This is a genomic window from Paraburkholderia sp. 32 (assembly GCF_050435345.1).
Lineage (GTDB): Bacteria > Pseudomonadota > Gammaproteobacteria > Burkholderiales > Burkholderiaceae > Paraburkholderia > Paraburkholderia tuberum.
Map to the genome: position 1 here is coordinate 475,007 of NZ_JBNDKD010000002.1, position 15,588 is coordinate 490,594.

The following is a 15,588-nucleotide window of genomic DNA, read 5'->3' on the forward strand; positions in this document are numbered from 1 at the left end:
GCGCAGTAAAGCGTCAATGATCGCGCGAGCGCGGAGAAGATCGGCGAGTGAACCGATGGCGTCGGCTCGCGAAGCGGCGGCGATGGTGACGCCGTTGGCTGTGGACGCTGGGAAGTCGGTCCAGTCGATGGGAATAAGCCCGCGGGACTCGTCGGGCAGGATCAGCAGAAAGTGTAATCGGCCGGCGCGTTGCCGTCGGCTGATGACCTGTAGGCGCTGGCCTTCGAACGGATGGCCAGCTCGTGTGATGACGACTGATTCAGGAACGTCGTGGGATGGGGTAGTCTGTCGTGGCTTCCTTCGACAAAATTTCCCACGACTGGATGCTCGCCAATATCCCTACGGACAAGGTGATCCTAAAGAAGTGGCTCAAAGCGGGCTACGTGTATCAAAACGAACTCTTCCCCACTGACGCCGGCACCCCGCAAGGGGGAATCATCTCACCGGTGGCAGCCAACATGACGCTTGATGGCCTCGAAGCGATGCTCGCGGAGAGATTCCCGCGAGCCCGGCAGAGAGGACTGAAAGTGAACATGGTGCGTTACGCGGACGATTTCGTTATCACCGGCCATTCGAAAGAGTGGCTGGAACATGAGGTCAGGCCGGCAGTAGCTGAATTTCTGGCGGAACGCGGGCTGGTCTTATCGCCAGAAAAGACCAGGATAACGCATATCAAGGACGGGTTTGATTTCCTCGGATGGAACATTCGCAAGTACAACGGCAAGCTCTTGATGAAACCGTCGAAAGCGAACGTCAAAGCACATCTTGACAAAGTCCGTGAAATCATCAAGGCCAACAGGACGGCTAAACAGGCGAACCTGATAAGGCTGCTCAATCCTGTCTTACGAGGATGGGCGAATTACCACAGCCATGTAGTCGCCAAGAAAGCCTTCAATCGGGTTGATCACGAGGTCTGGTCAATGCTATGGCGATGGGCGGCAAGACGGCACCCTAAAAAAGGCGCCCGATGGATAAAAATCAAATACTTCAAGGCCAAGGGTCTCCGGGACTGGGTCTTTGCCGCCACAGAAAAAGAAGAGGATGGCACAACGAGAGAGGTCACCTTGCTGAAGGCATCGGACACGCCAATAAAACGGCATGTCAAGATCAAGGCGGGTGCCAATCCGCACGACCCGCAATGGGCGCGGTACTTCGAATCCCGATGGGGCCAGAAGATGCTGAACTCCGCGCGAGGTCGCCGCAAGATGTACCGTGTCTGGTCAAGGCAAGACGGCATATGTCCCCACTGTCAGCAGCCCCTCACAATGAACATCCGCTGGGATGTCATGCACATTGTGAAGCGAACTGACGGCGGGACGGATGCAGCAAGCAACCTCCAGGTGCACCATCCCAATTGCCGTAGAACTCCGCAATACGCCTGAAAAAGCAGTTGCACCACCGGGTATTGACAGATGCCTTTGTAGAGGCTTGAGCCGTATGCTCCTAAAGGCGCACGTACGGTTCTTAGGGGGCCGTACCGCAGCAATGCGGTACGGCTACCCGACCAAGACCATCGGGCGATCAAGCGCCGTACCCGACCCATGTTAGGATTCAAGACGTTCCGTTGTGCGCGCATCTTGTTAAGCGGCATTGAACTTATGCATATGATCGGCAAGGGGCAGATGAAAGACTGCGGCATCGGACAGGCTCCCGCGGAGCAGTTCTACTCGTTAGCAGTATAAGTAGTCCTCAGCATTCCGGCCGTTGTTCAAACGCACTTTTCTTATTGCGACAGAACCGGTTGCCTCAGGCCGCTGTCGGTGACCGTTCCCGACCGCTCGATGCTCAATCCGGTGTATCCGGCGGCGGTGGTATCGGGTAACGTGGAGACGTCGTCCGCAATCACCAATGCGCTGTATGGCGCGCTCGGTATCGTGGCATCGAGCCAAGGGACGATGAACAACTTCACCTTCGGCGATGCCCGCTACCAGTACTACGAAACGATTGCGGGCGGCAGCGGCGCGGGCAACGGTTTCAGCGGCGTCGATGCTGTGCAGACACACATGACCAACTCGCGCCTGACCGATCCCGAGGTACTCGAATGGCGCTACCCGGTGCGGCTCGAATCGCATATGATCCGCGCGGAATCGGGTGGCGCGGGACGCTGGCACGGAGGTAACGGTGCGATCCGGCGCATTCGCTTTCTCACGCCGATGACGGCGTCGATTCTGTCGAATAACCGCATTCATGCGCCTTTCGGCGCGGGTGGCGGACGGGCGGGAAGACGCGGCAGCAATCGCGTCGAGCGCGCGGATGGTCAGATCGTCGCTTTAGGTCATATCGCGAGCGTCGAGATGGAGGCGGGAGATGTGTTCGTGGTGGAAACGCCGGGGGGCGGCGGTTTCGGGGAAGTCTAACTCCCGTACAGCGGGGCTTGCGTCCAGCCTAGGCTCGTCGTGCCACACTGGCATGGTTGACCGGCCATGCCGTGGGTAGGGCGCCTCTGAGAGCAAAGCAGCCGTTCGAGGGTCCCGGGCGCCGCCAGTGCGAACGGCAGATGCTGGCCGGCTACGGTCTGACATGCGCGTGGGGCTAGTCTCCGTGTGCGGATTGCGGGTGCTACAGACGCGAGAAATTAGCAATATCCATCTTATCTATTTGCAACACTCGCAGGCCTCAACTATGTTGAATAGCCGGAAGGCTCGGCTACCGGGCCGGCGCCGTGTCCGATATTTCTCGCACTCTTACGCGATTCCGAGTTCGCAATAGCAGGGAGGCTCGGCTATGACGACACCGCTGCTCGGACAGATGATGGACGTGCCGCTGACGGTTTCCTCACTGCTGGCCCATGCGTCACGTCACTTCGGCACGACCGAGATCGTGTCAAAGCGCATCGAAGGCGACGTGCATCGCTACACGTATCGTGACTGCGAAAAGCGCGCGAAGCAACTGGCGCAGGCGCATATCGCGCTGGATGTGCAGCCGGGCGAACGGATCGGCACGCTGGCATGGAACGGTTACCGCCATCTGGAAGCCTATTACGGCACGACGGGCTTCGGGGCCGTCTGTCATACCATCAACCCCCGGCTCTTCCCCGAGCAGATCGCATGGATCATCAACGACGCCGATGACAGCTACGTGCTGTTCGATACGACGTTCGCACAGCTGATCGATTACCTTGCGCCCCTCTGTCCTAACGTGCATAGGTGGATCGCGCTTGCCGACGACGCGCATCTGCCTGCGGTGCAGACGCCCATACCGCTCATCAGCTATGAGACGTTTCTCAAGCCGCACGACGGCGCATTCGACTGGCCGCTCCTCGACGAGCGCCAGGCATCGTACCTTTGTTACACCTCGGGCACGACAGGCAATCCAAAGGGAGCGCTGTATTCGCATCGCTCCACGGTGCTGCACGCGTACGCCGGTGCGCTGCCGGATGCGATGTGTCTATCGGCGCGCGACTCGGTGTTGCCCGTCGTGCCGATGTTTCATGCGAATGCATGGGGCATGCCGCATGCCGCGCCGCTCACGGGCGCGAGACTCGTCCTTCCGGGCAAGGATCTCGACGGTAAATCCCTGTTCGAACTGATGCAGGCGGAGCGCGTCACGTATTCCGCCGGCGTGCCAACCGTCTGGCCTGCTCAACTACATGAAGGAAGCGGGGGTGCGGTTGTCGTCACTGCAACGCGCGGTGATCGGCGGGTCCGCGTGCCCGCCGGCGATGCTGCGCACCTTCGAGGAATACGGCGTCGAAGCCATTCACGGATGGGGCATGACCGAGATGTCACCGCTCGGCACGCTCGCAAAACTCAGCTGGGAACAATCACAGCGGCCGCCGGAAGAGCAGCGCAGGCTGCGCGAAAAGCAGGGGCACGTGATCTACGGCGTGGACATGAAGATCGTCGGCGACGATGGGCGCGACCTGCCGTGGGACGGCGTCGCGTTCGGCGAACTGCACACGCGCGGTCCGTGGGTGATCAAGCGGTATTTCCAGAAGGATGACTCGCCGCTCGTCGACGGCTGGTTTCCGACTGGCGACGTGGCCACGATCGACCGGGACGGTTTCATGCGGATCAACGACCGCAGCAAGGATGTGATCAAGTCGGGAGGCGAGTGGATCAGTTCGATCGAAATCGAGAACATCGCGATCGCGCATCCGGCCGTCGCAGAGGCGGCCTGCATCGCCTGCGCCCATCCGAAGTGGCTGCAGCGGCCGCTGCTCGTCGTCGTCAAACGCAAGGGCGCGGAGGTCACGCGCGACGAACTGCTCGCGTTCTACGAGGGTAAGGTCGCGAACTGGTGGATGCCCGATGACGTTGTCTTCGTCAACGAATTGCCGCATACGGCCGTTGGAAAACTGCACAAACTGAAGCTGCGCGAGCAGTTCTGCGATCACCTGCTGCCGTCGGCGCTCGAAGTTGAGAACTGTCCGCTTGCCGACGAGCGCGCAATGGTAGGCGGCGGGTCGAAACCTGCGGCGGAATAATCGAAAAGGAGGCTGTCAAAGAGACCGCCACCTCACCGCCATTTGGTATAGCCGGCGGTAGCCGACCCACTTCCGCCGTTGGACGCCTCATCAAGTAACCGGCAGCTTTCCGAGGCGCAACGGTCATCCGTGCCCGCGGCTGCCGGCATGCTCTCGGCCTTTGCCTACGGTCGCGGATTGTGTTGGACGAGGCCAACCCGGACCCTGCCGCGGAAGTTCGCTCCAGACAGGCGCTCTTGGTTCGTGGCCCTCCGCCCTTTCATCAGACTTCATGCGGGTGCTATCAGCGTGGCCCATCTCGCAACAATTGTGCGGCGCCCAAACCGTCACAGGACATGACGGTCCTCAACGCAGGCTCTCAGCCCAAATCCCGATGGCGCCGCAGTCGTCGAGGTGTATCCTCAGCAGATGCCTGCTGCTGTACGCGTTACTGACCGTGCAGATGCCCTCTTGTACATTGCTTTGCGAGCGCACCCTGCCCAATTGAGGCGGACGAAAGGTATTTAGACCAATGACGGGCACCAGCCCGACGGCAGGGCCGCGACAAATGAGCCCTACACATGGTTCCGGCACCGATGGGTAACAGTCTCCAAATCGCGTGGGAGGATGGCGAGCGCGTCTTCTCTCGAGGGCGGCACCCGGGCGATGGCGATGGCGACAACGTCCTGATTGCGCGGCCCGCCGCCGAACATCCACCACCCGGCATCCTCGAACGCCTCGCGCACGAATTCGGATTGAAGGACGGACTCGATGGCGGGTGGGCAGTGCGGCCACTGGAACTGGTGCGCGAAGGCGGCCGGACTCTGCTGGTGCTCGAGGATCCGGGCGGTGAGCCGCTCGCGCAGTTGCTCGGCGCGCCCATGGAGGTGGGACGTATGGTGCGGCTCGCTGTGGGCATCGCCGCGGCGCTTGGCAAGCTCCATCAGCGCGGCCTCGTCCATAAGGACCTCAAGCCGGCCCATATCCTGGTGAACTGCGCGGACGGCCAGGCGCGGCTCACCGGCTTCGGCATCGCCTCGCGGCTGCCGCGCGAACGACAGGCGCCCGCGCCGCCCGAGACCATCGCCGGCACGCTCGCCTACATGGCGCCCGAGCAGACCGGCCGGATGAACCGCTCGATCGATTCGCGCAGCGACCTCTATTCGTTTGGCGTCACGCTCTATCAGATGCTCACCGGCGCGCTGCCGTTTACGGCCGCCGACCCCATGGAATGGGTGCACTGCCATATCGCCAGAAAGCCGGTGCCGCCCAGCGAGCGGTCGGAGAGGATCCCGGTTCCGGTCTCCCGGATCGTCATGAAGCTGCTCGCCAAGACGGCCGAGGCGCGCTACCAGACCGCGGCCGGGGTCGAGCGCGACCTGCAGCACTGCCTGGCCGATTGGGAGCATCAGCACCACATCGATGACTTCCCGCTGGGCGAACACGACACGCCCGACCGGCTGCTGATTCCCGAGAAGCTGTATGGGCGGGCGCGCGAGATCGAGACCCTGCTCGCGTCCTTCGACCGCGTCGTCAAAGGCGGCGCCCCGGAGTTGATACTGGTGTCCGGCTATTCCGGGATCGGCAAATCCGCGCTCGTCCATGAGCTGCACAAGGTGCTGGTGCCACCGCGCGGGCTCTTCGCCTCCGGCAAGTTCGACCAGTACAAGCGCGACATTCCCTATTCGACGCTGGTGCAGGCGTTTCAGAGTCTCGTAAGGCCTCTTCTCGGCAAGAGCGACACGGAGCTGGCGATCTGGCGCGGCGCGTTTCTGGAGGCGCTGGACCCGAATGCGCGGCTCATGACCGACCTCATCCCCGAACTGAAGCTCATTATCGGTGACCCGCCGCCGGTCCCGGAACTTGAGCCGCAGCAGGCGCAACGCCGTTTCCAGCTGGTGCTCCGCCGATTCATCGGTGTGTTTGCCCGACCGGACCATCCGCTCGCGCTCTTTCTCGACGATCTGCAATGGCTCGACGCGGCGACGCTCGACCTGCTCGAGGATCTGCTGACCCGGTCGGACCTGCAACACCTGATGCTGATCGGCGCTTACCGGGACAATGAGGTCGATGCCCAGCATCCGCTGATGCGCAAGCTTGAAGCAATCAAAAACGCAGGCGCGAAGATCGACGAAATCGCGCTTGCGCCGCTTGCCCGTGAGCACATAGAGCACCTGATCGCGGATGCCCTTCACTGCGAACCTGACCGCGCCGCGCCGCTGGCGCAGCTGGTGCATGAGAAGACCGCCGGCAACCCGTTCTTCGTGATTCAGTTTCTGCACGCACTTGCGGACGAGGATTTGCTCACTTTCGATTATGACGCGGCGTGCTGGTCCTGGAATCTCGATCGCATTTACGCCAAGGGTTACACCGACAATGTTGTCGACCTCATGGTTGGCAACGTGACCCGCCTGCCGGCCGACACGCAGCAGGCGTTGCAGCTACTGGCCTGCCTCGGCAACACCGCCGCGATCACGATGCTTGCGATCGTTCTCGGGACTTCGGAGGAGCAGGTGCATGCGGCGCTGTGGCCGGCGGTCCGTGAGGAACTGATCGAGCGCCTGGAAGGGTCGTACAGATTCATCCACGACCGGGTCCAGGAAGCCGCCTTTTCGCTGATCCCGGAAGCATCCCGCGCCGAGGTCCACCTCCGGATCGGTCGCTTGCTCGCGGCGCACACACCTCCCGAGAAGCGGGAGGAGGCGATCTTCGACATCGTCAGTCAGCTCAACCGCGGCGCCACGCTGATCACCGACCAGGAGGAACGGGACCAACTCGCCGAGTTCAACCTGATCGCAGGCAAGCGCGCCAAGGGGGCCACTGCCTACGCCGCGGCGCTCGCCTATCTCGTCGCTGGTGCGGCGCAGTTGGCGGAGGATTGCTGGGCGCGACGGCATGAGCTGATCTTTGCGCTGGAGCTGAATTGGGCCGAATGCGAATTCCTCACCGGCCAGTTATCGGTCGCCGACGAGCGATTGGCGGCGCTGTCGACTCGTGCCACGACAACGGTCGAACAAGCGATCGTCGCGTGCTTGCACATTGATGTCTGCATGGCCCTCGATCAGGCCGGCCGCGCGGTCGCTGTCTGTCTCAACTACCTCCGGCAGGTCGGTATCGCGTGGTCGCCCCATCCGAAAGATGAGGAGGTGCGACGCGAATACGAGCGCATCTGGTCACTGCTTGGGAGCCGGACAATCGAGGAACTCATCGATTTGCCGCCGATGCGAGACGCGGCATCCTTCGCGACCGTCGAGGTTCTGAGTAAGGTCTTGCCGCCGGCCGTGTATACGGACGCGAACCTGGCTTCCCTGACGACCTGCAAGGCGGTCAGTCTCAGCCTCGAAGTCGGCAACTGCGATGCTTCATGTGTCGCCTATGTCATGCTCGCCAGGATCGCCGGACCGCGTTTCAGCGACTACGAGGCCGGATTCCGGTTCGGCCAGCTCGGCTACGAGCTGGTCGAACGACGCGGGCTCAAACGCTTCGAGGCGAGCACCTATTGTTCCTTTGCGGCTTCCGTCGTGCCCTGGGTGAAACACGTGCGAACTAGCCGTGATCTGCTGCGCCGCGTGTTCGACGCGGCGAACCGGATCGGCGACCTCACGTATGCAGCCTTTGCGTGCAACATTCTAAACTCGGACCTGCTCTTCGCCGGCGATCCGCTGCGGGAGGTGCAAGGCGAAGCCGAACACGGCCTCGCGTTCGTCGAGAAGGCGCGCTTCGGCTTCGTCATTGACATCATCGCAGCGCAGCTCGCATTGATCCGGATGCTCCGGGGCTTGACGCTGAAATTTGGCTGCCTTGACGACGGGCGGTTCAATGAGCTTCATTTCGAACGCCATTTATCCGGCAACCCGGCCCTGGCGATCGCTGCGTGTTGGTACTGGATCCGGAAATTGCAGGCGCGCTATATCGCCGGCGACTACGCGACCGCCCTGGACGCCGCATCCAAGGCGCAACCGCTGCTCTGGACCTCATCCTCGCTCCTTGAGGAAGCCGAATATCATTTTTACGGCGCGCTGGCCCAAGCCGCGTGGTGCGATTCCGGACCGGCAGGCGAGCGGCCGCAGCACCTCGACGCTGTGGCTGCGCATCACAGGCAACTGCAGGCCTGGGCGAAGAATTGCCCGGAGAATTTCGGGAACCGCGCCGCGCTGGTCGGTGCCGAGATCGCCCGCATCGAAGGCCGCGGGCTTGATGCCGAGCAGCTCTACGAGCAGGCCATCCACTCGGCCCAGGCAAACGGCTCTGTCCACAATGAGGCACTCGCGAACGAACTCGCCGGGCGGTTCTACGCGGCGCGCGGTCTTGAGAAGATTGCCCGTCTGTATTTGCAGGACGCCCGCTACGGCTACCTGCGTTGGGGCGCCGATGGCAAGGTGCGACAACTCGAGGAGAGGTATCCGCACCTCAGGACAGAAGAGTCCGCGCCCGACCCGACAAGCACGATCGCGACGCCGGTCGAGCACCTCGACCTCGCCACGGTCATCAAGGTGTCGCAGGCGGTCTCGGGCGAGATAGTGCTGGAGAAGCTGCTGGATACGCTCATGCGCACGGCCACAGAGCAGGCGGGCGCCGAGCGCGGCCTGTTGATTCTGTCGGACGGCGGCGAACAACGGATAGCAGCGGAAGCGTCGAGCGGCGGCGACGCGACCCAGTTGCAGCTGCGCGATGTGCCGGTGAGCGCGGCAATGCTGCCGGAGTCGGTCCTCTACCACGTCCTGCGCACTCGCGAGAGCGTCATTCTCGACGATGCCGTGGCCGAGCCCCCGTTTGCGACCGATCCTTATATCCGTGAGCATCGTGCCCGTTCGATTCTCTGCTTGCCCCTGATGAATCAGGCCAGGCTGACCGGCGCGCTCTACCTCGAAAACAGTCTGACTGTCCGCGTGTTCAGTCCGGCCCGGATCGCCGTGCTGAAGCTGGTGGCCTCGCAGGCCGCGATTGCGCTGGAGAATGCCCGTTTGTACCGCGATCTCGCCGAGCGCGAAGCCAAAATCCGGCGCCTCGTCGACGCCAACATCATCGGGATCATCGTCTGGAATGCCGGTGGTGACATTCTCGAGGCCAATGACGCATTTCTGCGCATGGTGGAATACGAGCGCGCGGATCTCGTTTCGGGTCGCGTACGCTGGACGGATCTGACGCCGCCGGAATGGCGTGAAGTCGACGAACGAGCCCTGGCAGAGGCCGGGGAAACGGGGCGCGGACAGGCCTACGAGAAGGAGTTCACCAGGAAGGACGGCAGCCGTGTACCCGTCATGGTTGGTGGGGCCACATTCAAAGCAGGTGGCAAGGAAGGTGTCGCTTTCGTGCTCGATCTGACCGAGCGCAAGCGGGCCGAGGAAGAAGCGGGCGAAAGCGAACGGCGCTACCGCGAAGTGCAGACGGAGCTGGCGCATGCGAACCGCGTGGCCACTATGGGGCAGCTCACGGCCTCGATCGCCCATGAGGTCAACCAGCCGATCGCGGCGACGGTCACCAGTGCCCAGGCAGCGCTGCGCTGGCTGAGCGCGCAGCCTCCCAACGTGGAGAACGCCAGGCAGGGGCTCGGCCGTATCGTGAAGGACGCCAATCGGGCGGGGGACGTCATCGGCCGGATTCGTGAGCTGATCAGGAAGGCGCCACCACGGAAGGAACGGATGGACCTCAACGAGGCGATCCGCGAGGTGATCGAGCTCACGCGTGGCGAAGCAACGAAGCGCGGCGCCTCGGTGCAGACGCAACTCGCGGGGGGCTTGCCGCATATCGAAGGCGACCGGGTGCAACTGCAGCAAGTCCTCCTCAATCTGGTCATCAACGCGATCGAGGCGATGAGCGGCGTCAGCGATGGCGCACGCGAATTAATAGTCACCACCGGGACAGCCGACGCTGGCTGCATGCTCGTGGCGGTGCGCGATTCGGGGCCGGGCTTTGCCGCGGACAGCGCCGAACACGTTTTCGCCCCGTTCTACACCACGAAGTCCGCCGGTTTGGGGATGGGACTGTCAATCTGCCGTTCGATCATCGAAGCACACGGCGGCCGATTGTGGGCGAGTGCGAACGTGCCGCGCGGCGCGGTCTTTCAGTTCACCGTGCCGGTTTATCCAGAACTTTCATCGTGATTGCACGCAACACGAGCAATTTTCTGGCGGTTGCGGTCCGCGAGCCGGCTGAGGCCGGCGATGCGGTCTTTAATCGATCGGCCAGCGTCCGCTGTCTGGCTCGAAGCCGACGTTGCAATGTCTGCCGCGGCGCGCCTACGAGTGTCTCAAGATGGTCCAGGATTGCGGTAGGGATGCCCATTACTGAGCACCCCACGCACATGCATGGACGCCCCCGGTTTGCCAAGCTTTCAATCTGTGACTGCGTATTCCACGCAAAGAGAACAGCCATTCCACTGCAAAGTGAATCGTGATTCCACGGCAAAGAGAAAGGATTCCACGTATCCGTCAGCATAACCCGTCAGAAGTTGGAATTTAGTACGAGACCAACAACGCCGCGAGAGATCAGGACGAGGTGAGCGAGATCCCGCTGCGACAGTGCGACGGCTCTCTGGATGTCAGAATGCGTAACCTTGATCGTGCCAGTAGTGCCAGTCAGCGACGGCGAGTCGTGTCGGTTTATCGCTGTTCACCGGGACGATCTTAGCCAGGGGTGCCACCACGTCACGTTGGCCCCACCGGGCCCCGACGAAGATGCCAACCCGACATAGGTCTTCATGAGCGAGTCCGGTGACCGAGACGTGTTCACCCGGGTGCAGTGGTGAAGAGGCCATTGCCTGGCGAATGCCGGCCTCGAATGGAAACGAGAGCTGCTCTTCCAGATAGCAGTACCACGACATCGCCCGCTCTTCCTCGGTATAGGCGTCGACCACCACTTCCATCTCAATGCGATGTTCACGTTTTGCGTCGATCTTGGGCTTGGCGATGATGTTGTCTTCCGACCAGAGTTGATAGGGCTATAGATCGACGATACGCCGCAGCAGACCGTAGGAAACGCGCCAGTGACCCTCGGAATCTGTCACGGCAATCGAGGCCGTTTTCGAGTTGAGTCTGACGATGGTGCCGACACGCTCGCTCAGGTGTTTGTCGGTGAAACCGACGGTGTCGCCGACGAGGAACTCATCGCGTTGTGCGCGCGGTGGCGGTACCGGTTCAGGATGAATCGGGGCTGCGCTATCGGGAATGATCGCCGCGTACGGTAGCGCCCAGCGGCGCCGGCTCGCATTGTCCTGAACGACCGCCTGTGTTTGCCGAAGCTCAACGACGGTTCCCTGCAATGGAGGGGCCAGGGGGTTGTCTGCGATATAACTGATAGCCATGCCGAGGTGCAGGCGCTGCCGTACTTCCAGGATGCGTCGGGGATCGTCGAGCATTTTTCCGACGGCGAGATAAAGGCGATAGAGTTCGGCGCTGGGCGCCTGCCGAAGTGAGTCGAGAATGTCCATGAATGTGATGGCGTTTAACGGGCGAGCGGCAACAGTTCGTGCACGCGATTGACAGGATACGATGGCAGCTTCTCGAGCGTGTCCTTGAGCCACGCGTACGGCTCGAAACCGTTCAGGCGAGCCGTGCCGAGCAACGAATACATCGTGGCGCTCGCGCGGGCGCCGCGCGGGGAGCCCGCGAAGAGCCAGTTCGCCCTTCCGAGGGCAATGGGTCTGATTTGCCGCTCGAGGGCGTTGTTGTCCGGCAGCAGGATACCGCTCTCAGTGTAGCGAACGAGCGCCGGCCAGTGACGTAACGCATAGCCGAAGGCCTTTGCAAGCGGCGCCTGAGCCGGCAAGCCGATGACGTTGCCTTCCAGCCATTGCCGGAACAGCACGAGTAGCGGCAGTGCCTCAGTTTGCCGCGCCGCATATTTGAGCTCAGGCGTCTGGTCCTTGATCCGCGACTCGATCGCATACAACTGCGTGATCCACTGCAGCGCCTGCGCCGCAAGTCCCGGTTTGCTTTGCGCCTTCGCGATTTCGAAGAAGCGTCGGCGGCAATGGGCCCAACATCCAACCTCGACGATATCTCCGGTTTCGTAGAGTGCGCCATGTCCACTGTATGCGTCCGCCTGCAGATAGCCTTTGTACTTTTGCAGGTAGCGCAGCGGATGCGAACCGGAGCGCGACTCAGCGAATTCGAACACGACCGCCGGCGGGTGGTCAACCCAGACACCGTTCTCCTCGCGCTGCCCCGCGCCCAGGTATCCCCATAATCGTGCGGTGCGCGTCGCCGTGCGACCCTTCTCGAGTAACGGCAGCGTTGTGTCGTCCACGTGCATGCGCGGGGCCTGCAACTGGTGAGCCCGTAGCGGCGGCAGCAGCACTTCGAGCAGCTCGGCTGCCGCCAGCTTCCATTCACACAGCGTTGCCCGGGGCAGGTACACACCACGGCGCGCGTAGCGCGTCTCCTGGCGATTCAAGGGAAGATGATCGACGTAGGTATTGACCAGGATGTTAGCCAGCAGGCTCGCGCTCGCATTGCTCTTCGGCAGCGGTGAAGGCTGGGCGCTCGCCGTCACGATGGTCGACTCACCATCCTTCTTCGCCGCGTATCTGAAGCGGATATGCTCAATGACGGTGAGCCTGGATGGCTCGTAGTGCAGCGTCTCGCTGCGCTCTTCGCCGATGCATTCGAGTGAATCGAATGCCGCCTTCTGTTCGTCGCTCAGATCGTATTCAATGCGCGTGCGCGGCAGGTCCTTCGGCAGGGCAGGACGTCCCTTGCGGGTGTGGCCCGCAACCGGAACCTCGTCCGGCTCGGGCGGAACCGGTAACTCCGTAGCGGCATCGAATAGTTCCGCCTGGGCCGCCAGCCGCTCGGAGCTGACCCCGAAGCGCGCGCGGTTCGCCTGGGCAATCTGGTGCTGCAGGATTTCCAGCTGCTCCCACAGCACGCATGCCAGCCTGTTCTGTTCGAGCGCGAAGGCTTGCAGCGCATCGGGCTCGACCGGCAAATCCGCGACAGTGATGGCGGTGGGCGGCATGGCTATCATGATGCCCAACTCGCGCGACGTTTACAAGATGCCGCAGCGTCGTATCTACGCAGGCGAGAGCAAAGTCAGCTCACGCGCGTCACTGCGACGGCACGATGCGGCTCGCGCGCCGGGATCTCGATGCCTTCGAGCCAGGCGTTGAGTTCAGCGAGCGTGAAGCCACGTTGGGCGAGTGACGACGGTGATGGAAAATGTCCGTGTTCAAGCCGCTTGTACCAGAGCGCGAAACCGGTGCGATCCCAATATAAGCACTTGACCTTCGTGCGGTCCCGACCAACGAACACGAACAAATTGCCAGAGGCCGGCTTCTGGGCCAGAAGCGGTTCGACCAGATACGACAGTGTGTCGATCGACTTGCGCATGTCGACCGGATCACGGCAGATGTAGGCACGAACGTCGGCGGCGATCAGCAACGCGCACCTCCAAGCTGCCCGAGCACGAAGCGCACGATGCGCTCGGCGTGCGCGCCCGTCAGTTCGATGCGAACGCCGGCGAGGGACAGCGTCACCCGATCACGCGTAGACGACGTGTCCACTGTCGGTGATGGCACCGCTGGCGGCGCCCCGATGCCCGCATGGGCTACGACGAACGCCGCGTCAGGGGTGACCGCCAGCGGACGCTCGGTTTCATCCTCCAGGTTCGACAGTTTCTTGCGCCACAGATCGAACGTACTGACGGCAAGTCCCTGCTCACGGCAGAAGTGACGCTCGCCAAGTCCGCTTCCTTTCCATGCCATGACCATCTCTCGCCAGAACGCCTCACCCTGCCGAGGCCGCCGCGTGCCCGTCGATACAGTTTCTCCCGTGGTGTTCTCCATCGCATTGCTCCGTCGTTACGATGGCTACCTCTTCGCACCGCGCGTACGTGCGTTCAAGACGGGATGCGCTGACGGATACCTTGGAGTTCCGGCAAAACGTCCTCGAGTTCGAAAGGATCCACGACGGCCCCCAGTTCCTCGGCAGATAGGTGCGCACCATTCAACCGACCGCCGTCCCAGTACAGCACGCTGTCCTCGGTAATGTCGGCAGTGCTCCCGGGCGGGCGGTCGCGAAGAAGCATGGCTATGTTTGCGCAGGCCTCTTTAAGTTCGGCGCCGAGCGCGGCGCGCTTGTACTCCCGGGGGCTCAATCCTGCGGTTACGTATGCCAGTCTCGCGAACGCGAAGGCTCGCGGGCCGAGCTGCTGCTCAGTACAGCCGGTATAGGCACAAAAGTGCTCGAAGTCGTCTAATGGCGTGTGACCGAGATCGTTTTTTGGAAGATCGCGCTTCCCGATCACAAGTTCAAGCAACTCATCAGGTTCTCCGTAACACATGGCGTTCTCCCGTGGATCCCTTCGGGAGATGAGCAAGACAGATTCCTGGCCGCCTGCGGCAGGCAGCAGATGATTACGTCGGTACAGCCCGGCCGCAGAGCGGTGGCTATCGTCTTCGAAGCATTCGGGCTGGCCACGCAGCCATCCTTGGATGCGTGTGCCTTGTCGCAGTCGGAAAGCAGTCGTTAGACCGGCGCGTCGCGTCGCCGCTGTCACGGGCGAAGAGACGACACCTGCGCAAGTGCAGAGTTACCGACAGTCACGGCTTTTTGGCACGGCGCCGGGTGCGGTGTGCGTCACTGGCAGCTGAGGATGACAAGGCTGTTGACGTCGCCGGTATTGGCGAGCTTGGCGCCGTATGCAGCGGCGATAAGGGGTTTGCTGGCGTCTGAACCCATCACGCGCGTGATCAGCGACACGCCACCGCTCAGGGCCAACCCATTCGCGAGCGCGCTCGCCTTCGTGATCGTTGCGGTCTAGTGAGCCTGCCGCCACGCAGTTTCCAGCGAGCCGAAGACGATAGGCACAAAGTCATGGCCTTCGAACGAGGCGGGGCGCTCGTCATTCGGATATTGAAGGATTGCCGGGGCGCAGATCATCTGCAGAAGCCGCTCGCTGAATTGCCCGCGAGACGACACTTCTGCCAGTACCTCCTCGATCTGATGAAGCAGCTTCCAGGTCAGCACGCCCTTCGAGCGGTGCCGTGTAACCACGCGCGGCACAACTTCTTCGGTGGCGGCCTGAGCATCAAACAGGACGTTGTAGTTCGGCATCGACAGTACTCCTCGTTGAATTCAGTGAAAATTGCGGCTCGCCGTCGGTAGCTCGCCAAGCATGTGCGACACGTCCGCGCGCGCGACAACCAGGAGACTTGGCTGATAGCAACTGATGGATTGAATCGC

At 62.2% G+C, this 15,588-nt stretch carries 11 protein-coding genes and 4 pseudogenes; 6 read left to right on the forward strand and 9 right to left on the reverse strand.

What is annotated here, in order from left to right; translation table 11 throughout:
- Nucleotides 1–21: 21 nt before the first annotated feature.
- Nucleotides 22–249, reverse strand: a pseudogene (locus OKW26_RS17545) (DUF5372 family protein); the annotation flags it as partial.
- 41 nt (nt 250–290) lie between these two features.
- Here OKW26_RS17545 and OKW26_RS17550 point away from each other — a divergent pair.
- The 6 genes and pseudogenes from OKW26_RS17550 to OKW26_RS17575 all read left to right on the forward strand — a co-directional run bounded on the left by OKW26_RS17550 (nt 291) and on the right by OKW26_RS17575 (nt 10,509).
- Nucleotides 291–1,382: a group II intron reverse transcriptase gene (locus OKW26_RS17550; protein WP_429354537.1), complete on the forward strand. Its 1,092-nt coding sequence runs from the start codon at nt 291–293 to the stop codon at nt 1,380–1,382.
- A 120-nt stretch (nt 1,383–1,502) separates the two neighbouring features.
- Nucleotides 1,503–1,682, forward strand: a pseudogene (locus OKW26_RS17555) (DDE-type integrase/transposase/recombinase); the annotation flags it as partial.
- Between the two features lie 57 nt (nt 1,683–1,739).
- Nucleotides 1,740–2,357 (forward strand): annotated as a pseudogene (locus OKW26_RS17560) (hydantoinase B/oxoprolinase family protein); the annotation flags it as partial.
- Between the two features lie 394 nt (nt 2,358–2,751).
- Nucleotides 2,752–3,871, forward strand: a pseudogene (locus OKW26_RS17565) (AMP-binding protein); the annotation flags it as partial.
- A gap of 135 nt (nt 3,872–4,006) precedes the next feature.
- Nucleotides 4,007–4,426 (forward strand): AMP-binding enzyme, encoded by a 420-nt coding sequence (locus OKW26_RS17570; RefSeq protein ID WP_429355247.1) that lies wholly within the window; start codon nt 4,007–4,009, stop codon nt 4,424–4,426.
- A gap of 560 nt (nt 4,427–4,986) precedes the next feature.
- On the forward strand, nt 4,987–10,509 hold the full coding sequence (locus OKW26_RS17575) for a trifunctional serine/threonine-protein kinase/ATP-binding protein/sensor histidine kinase (RefSeq protein ID WP_429354538.1): 5,523 nt from the start codon (nt 4,987–4,989) through the stop codon (nt 10,507–10,509).
- A gap of 437 nt (nt 10,510–10,946) precedes the next feature.
- Here the strand turns inward: OKW26_RS17575 and OKW26_RS17580 are convergent, their stop codons facing one another.
- The 8 genes from OKW26_RS17580 to OKW26_RS17615 all read right to left on the reverse strand — a co-directional run bounded on the left by OKW26_RS17580 (nt 10,947) and on the right by OKW26_RS17615 (nt 15,459).
- Nucleotides 10,947–11,270: a calcium-binding protein gene (locus OKW26_RS17580; RefSeq protein WP_429354539.1), complete on the reverse strand. Its 324-nt coding sequence runs from the start codon at nt 11,268–11,270 to the stop codon at nt 10,947–10,949.
- A gap of 75 nt (nt 11,271–11,345) precedes the next feature.
- Complete coding sequence (locus OKW26_RS17585; protein ID WP_429354540.1) at nt 11,346–11,834, reverse strand: hypothetical protein; 489 nt, start codon at nt 11,832–11,834, stop codon at nt 11,346–11,348.
- Between the two features lie 14 nt (nt 11,835–11,848).
- Nucleotides 11,849–13,363: an IS66 family transposase gene (gene tnpC, locus OKW26_RS17590; RefSeq protein ID WP_429354541.1), complete on the reverse strand. Its 1,515-nt coding sequence runs from the start codon at nt 13,361–13,363 to the stop codon at nt 11,849–11,851.
- A gap of 74 nt (nt 13,364–13,437) precedes the next feature.
- Nucleotides 13,438–13,785 (reverse strand): IS66 family insertion sequence element accessory protein TnpB, encoded by a 348-nt coding sequence (tnpB, locus tag OKW26_RS17595; RefSeq protein WP_429354542.1) that lies wholly within the window; start codon nt 13,783–13,785, stop codon nt 13,438–13,440.
- Nucleotides 13,779–14,189: an IS66 family insertion sequence element accessory protein TnpA gene (gene tnpA, locus OKW26_RS17600; protein WP_429354543.1), complete on the reverse strand. Its 411-nt coding sequence runs from the start codon at nt 14,187–14,189 to the stop codon at nt 13,779–13,781. The genes tnpB and tnpA overlap by 7 nt, the downstream gene beginning before the upstream one ends.
- Nucleotides 14,190–14,242: 53 nt before the next feature.
- Nucleotides 14,243–14,686, reverse strand: a complete 444-nt coding sequence (locus tag OKW26_RS17605; protein ID WP_429354544.1) for a hypothetical protein — start codon at nt 14,684–14,686, stop codon at nt 14,243–14,245.
- A gap of 296 nt (nt 14,687–14,982) precedes the next feature.
- Nucleotides 14,983–15,105 carry a hypothetical protein gene (locus OKW26_RS17610; protein WP_429354545.1) on the reverse strand — a complete coding sequence of 41 codons (123 nt, stop codon included), beginning with the start codon at nt 15,103–15,105 and terminating at the stop codon, nt 14,983–14,985.
- Nucleotides 15,106–15,162: 57 nt separating this feature from the next.
- A complete protein-coding gene (locus OKW26_RS17615) occupies nt 15,163–15,459 on the reverse strand; it encodes a DUF2471 family protein (RefSeq protein ID WP_429354546.1) in 297 nt (98 codons plus the stop codon).
- Nucleotides 15,460–15,588: the final 129 nt, after the last annotated feature.

What these genes read in the sequence shown, in the direction of transcription:
- OKW26_RS17570 (WP_429355247.1), top strand. Translation starts at nt 4,007, where the DNA reads ATGCGGATCAACGACCGCAGCAAGGATGTGATCAAGTCGGGAGGCGAG.
- OKW26_RS17575 (WP_429354538.1), top strand. Translation starts at nt 4,987, where the DNA reads ATGGTTCCGGCACCGATGGGTAACAGTCTCCAAATCGCGTGGGAGGAT.
- OKW26_RS17580 (WP_429354539.1), bottom strand. Translation starts at nt 11,270, where the DNA reads ATGGAAGTGGTGGTCGACGCCTATACCGAGGAAGAGCGGGCGATGTCG.
- OKW26_RS17585 (WP_429354540.1), bottom strand. Translation starts at nt 11,834, where the DNA reads ATGGACATTCTCGACTCACTTCGGCAGGCGCCCAGCGCCGAACTCTAT.
- tnpC (WP_429354541.1), bottom strand. Translation starts at nt 13,363, where the DNA reads ATGCCGCCCACCGCCATCACTGTCGCGGATTTGCCGGTCGAGCCCGAT.
- tnpA (WP_429354543.1), bottom strand. Translation starts at nt 14,189, where the DNA reads ATGGAGAACACCACGGGAGAAACTGTATCGACGGGCACGCGGCGGCCT.
- OKW26_RS17605 (WP_429354544.1), bottom strand. Translation starts at nt 14,686, where the DNA reads ATGTGTTACGGAGAACCTGATGAGTTGCTTGAACTTGTGATCGGGAAG.
- OKW26_RS17615 (WP_429354546.1), bottom strand. Translation starts at nt 15,459, where the DNA reads ATGCCGAACTACAACGTCCTGTTTGATGCTCAGGCCGCCACCGAAGAA.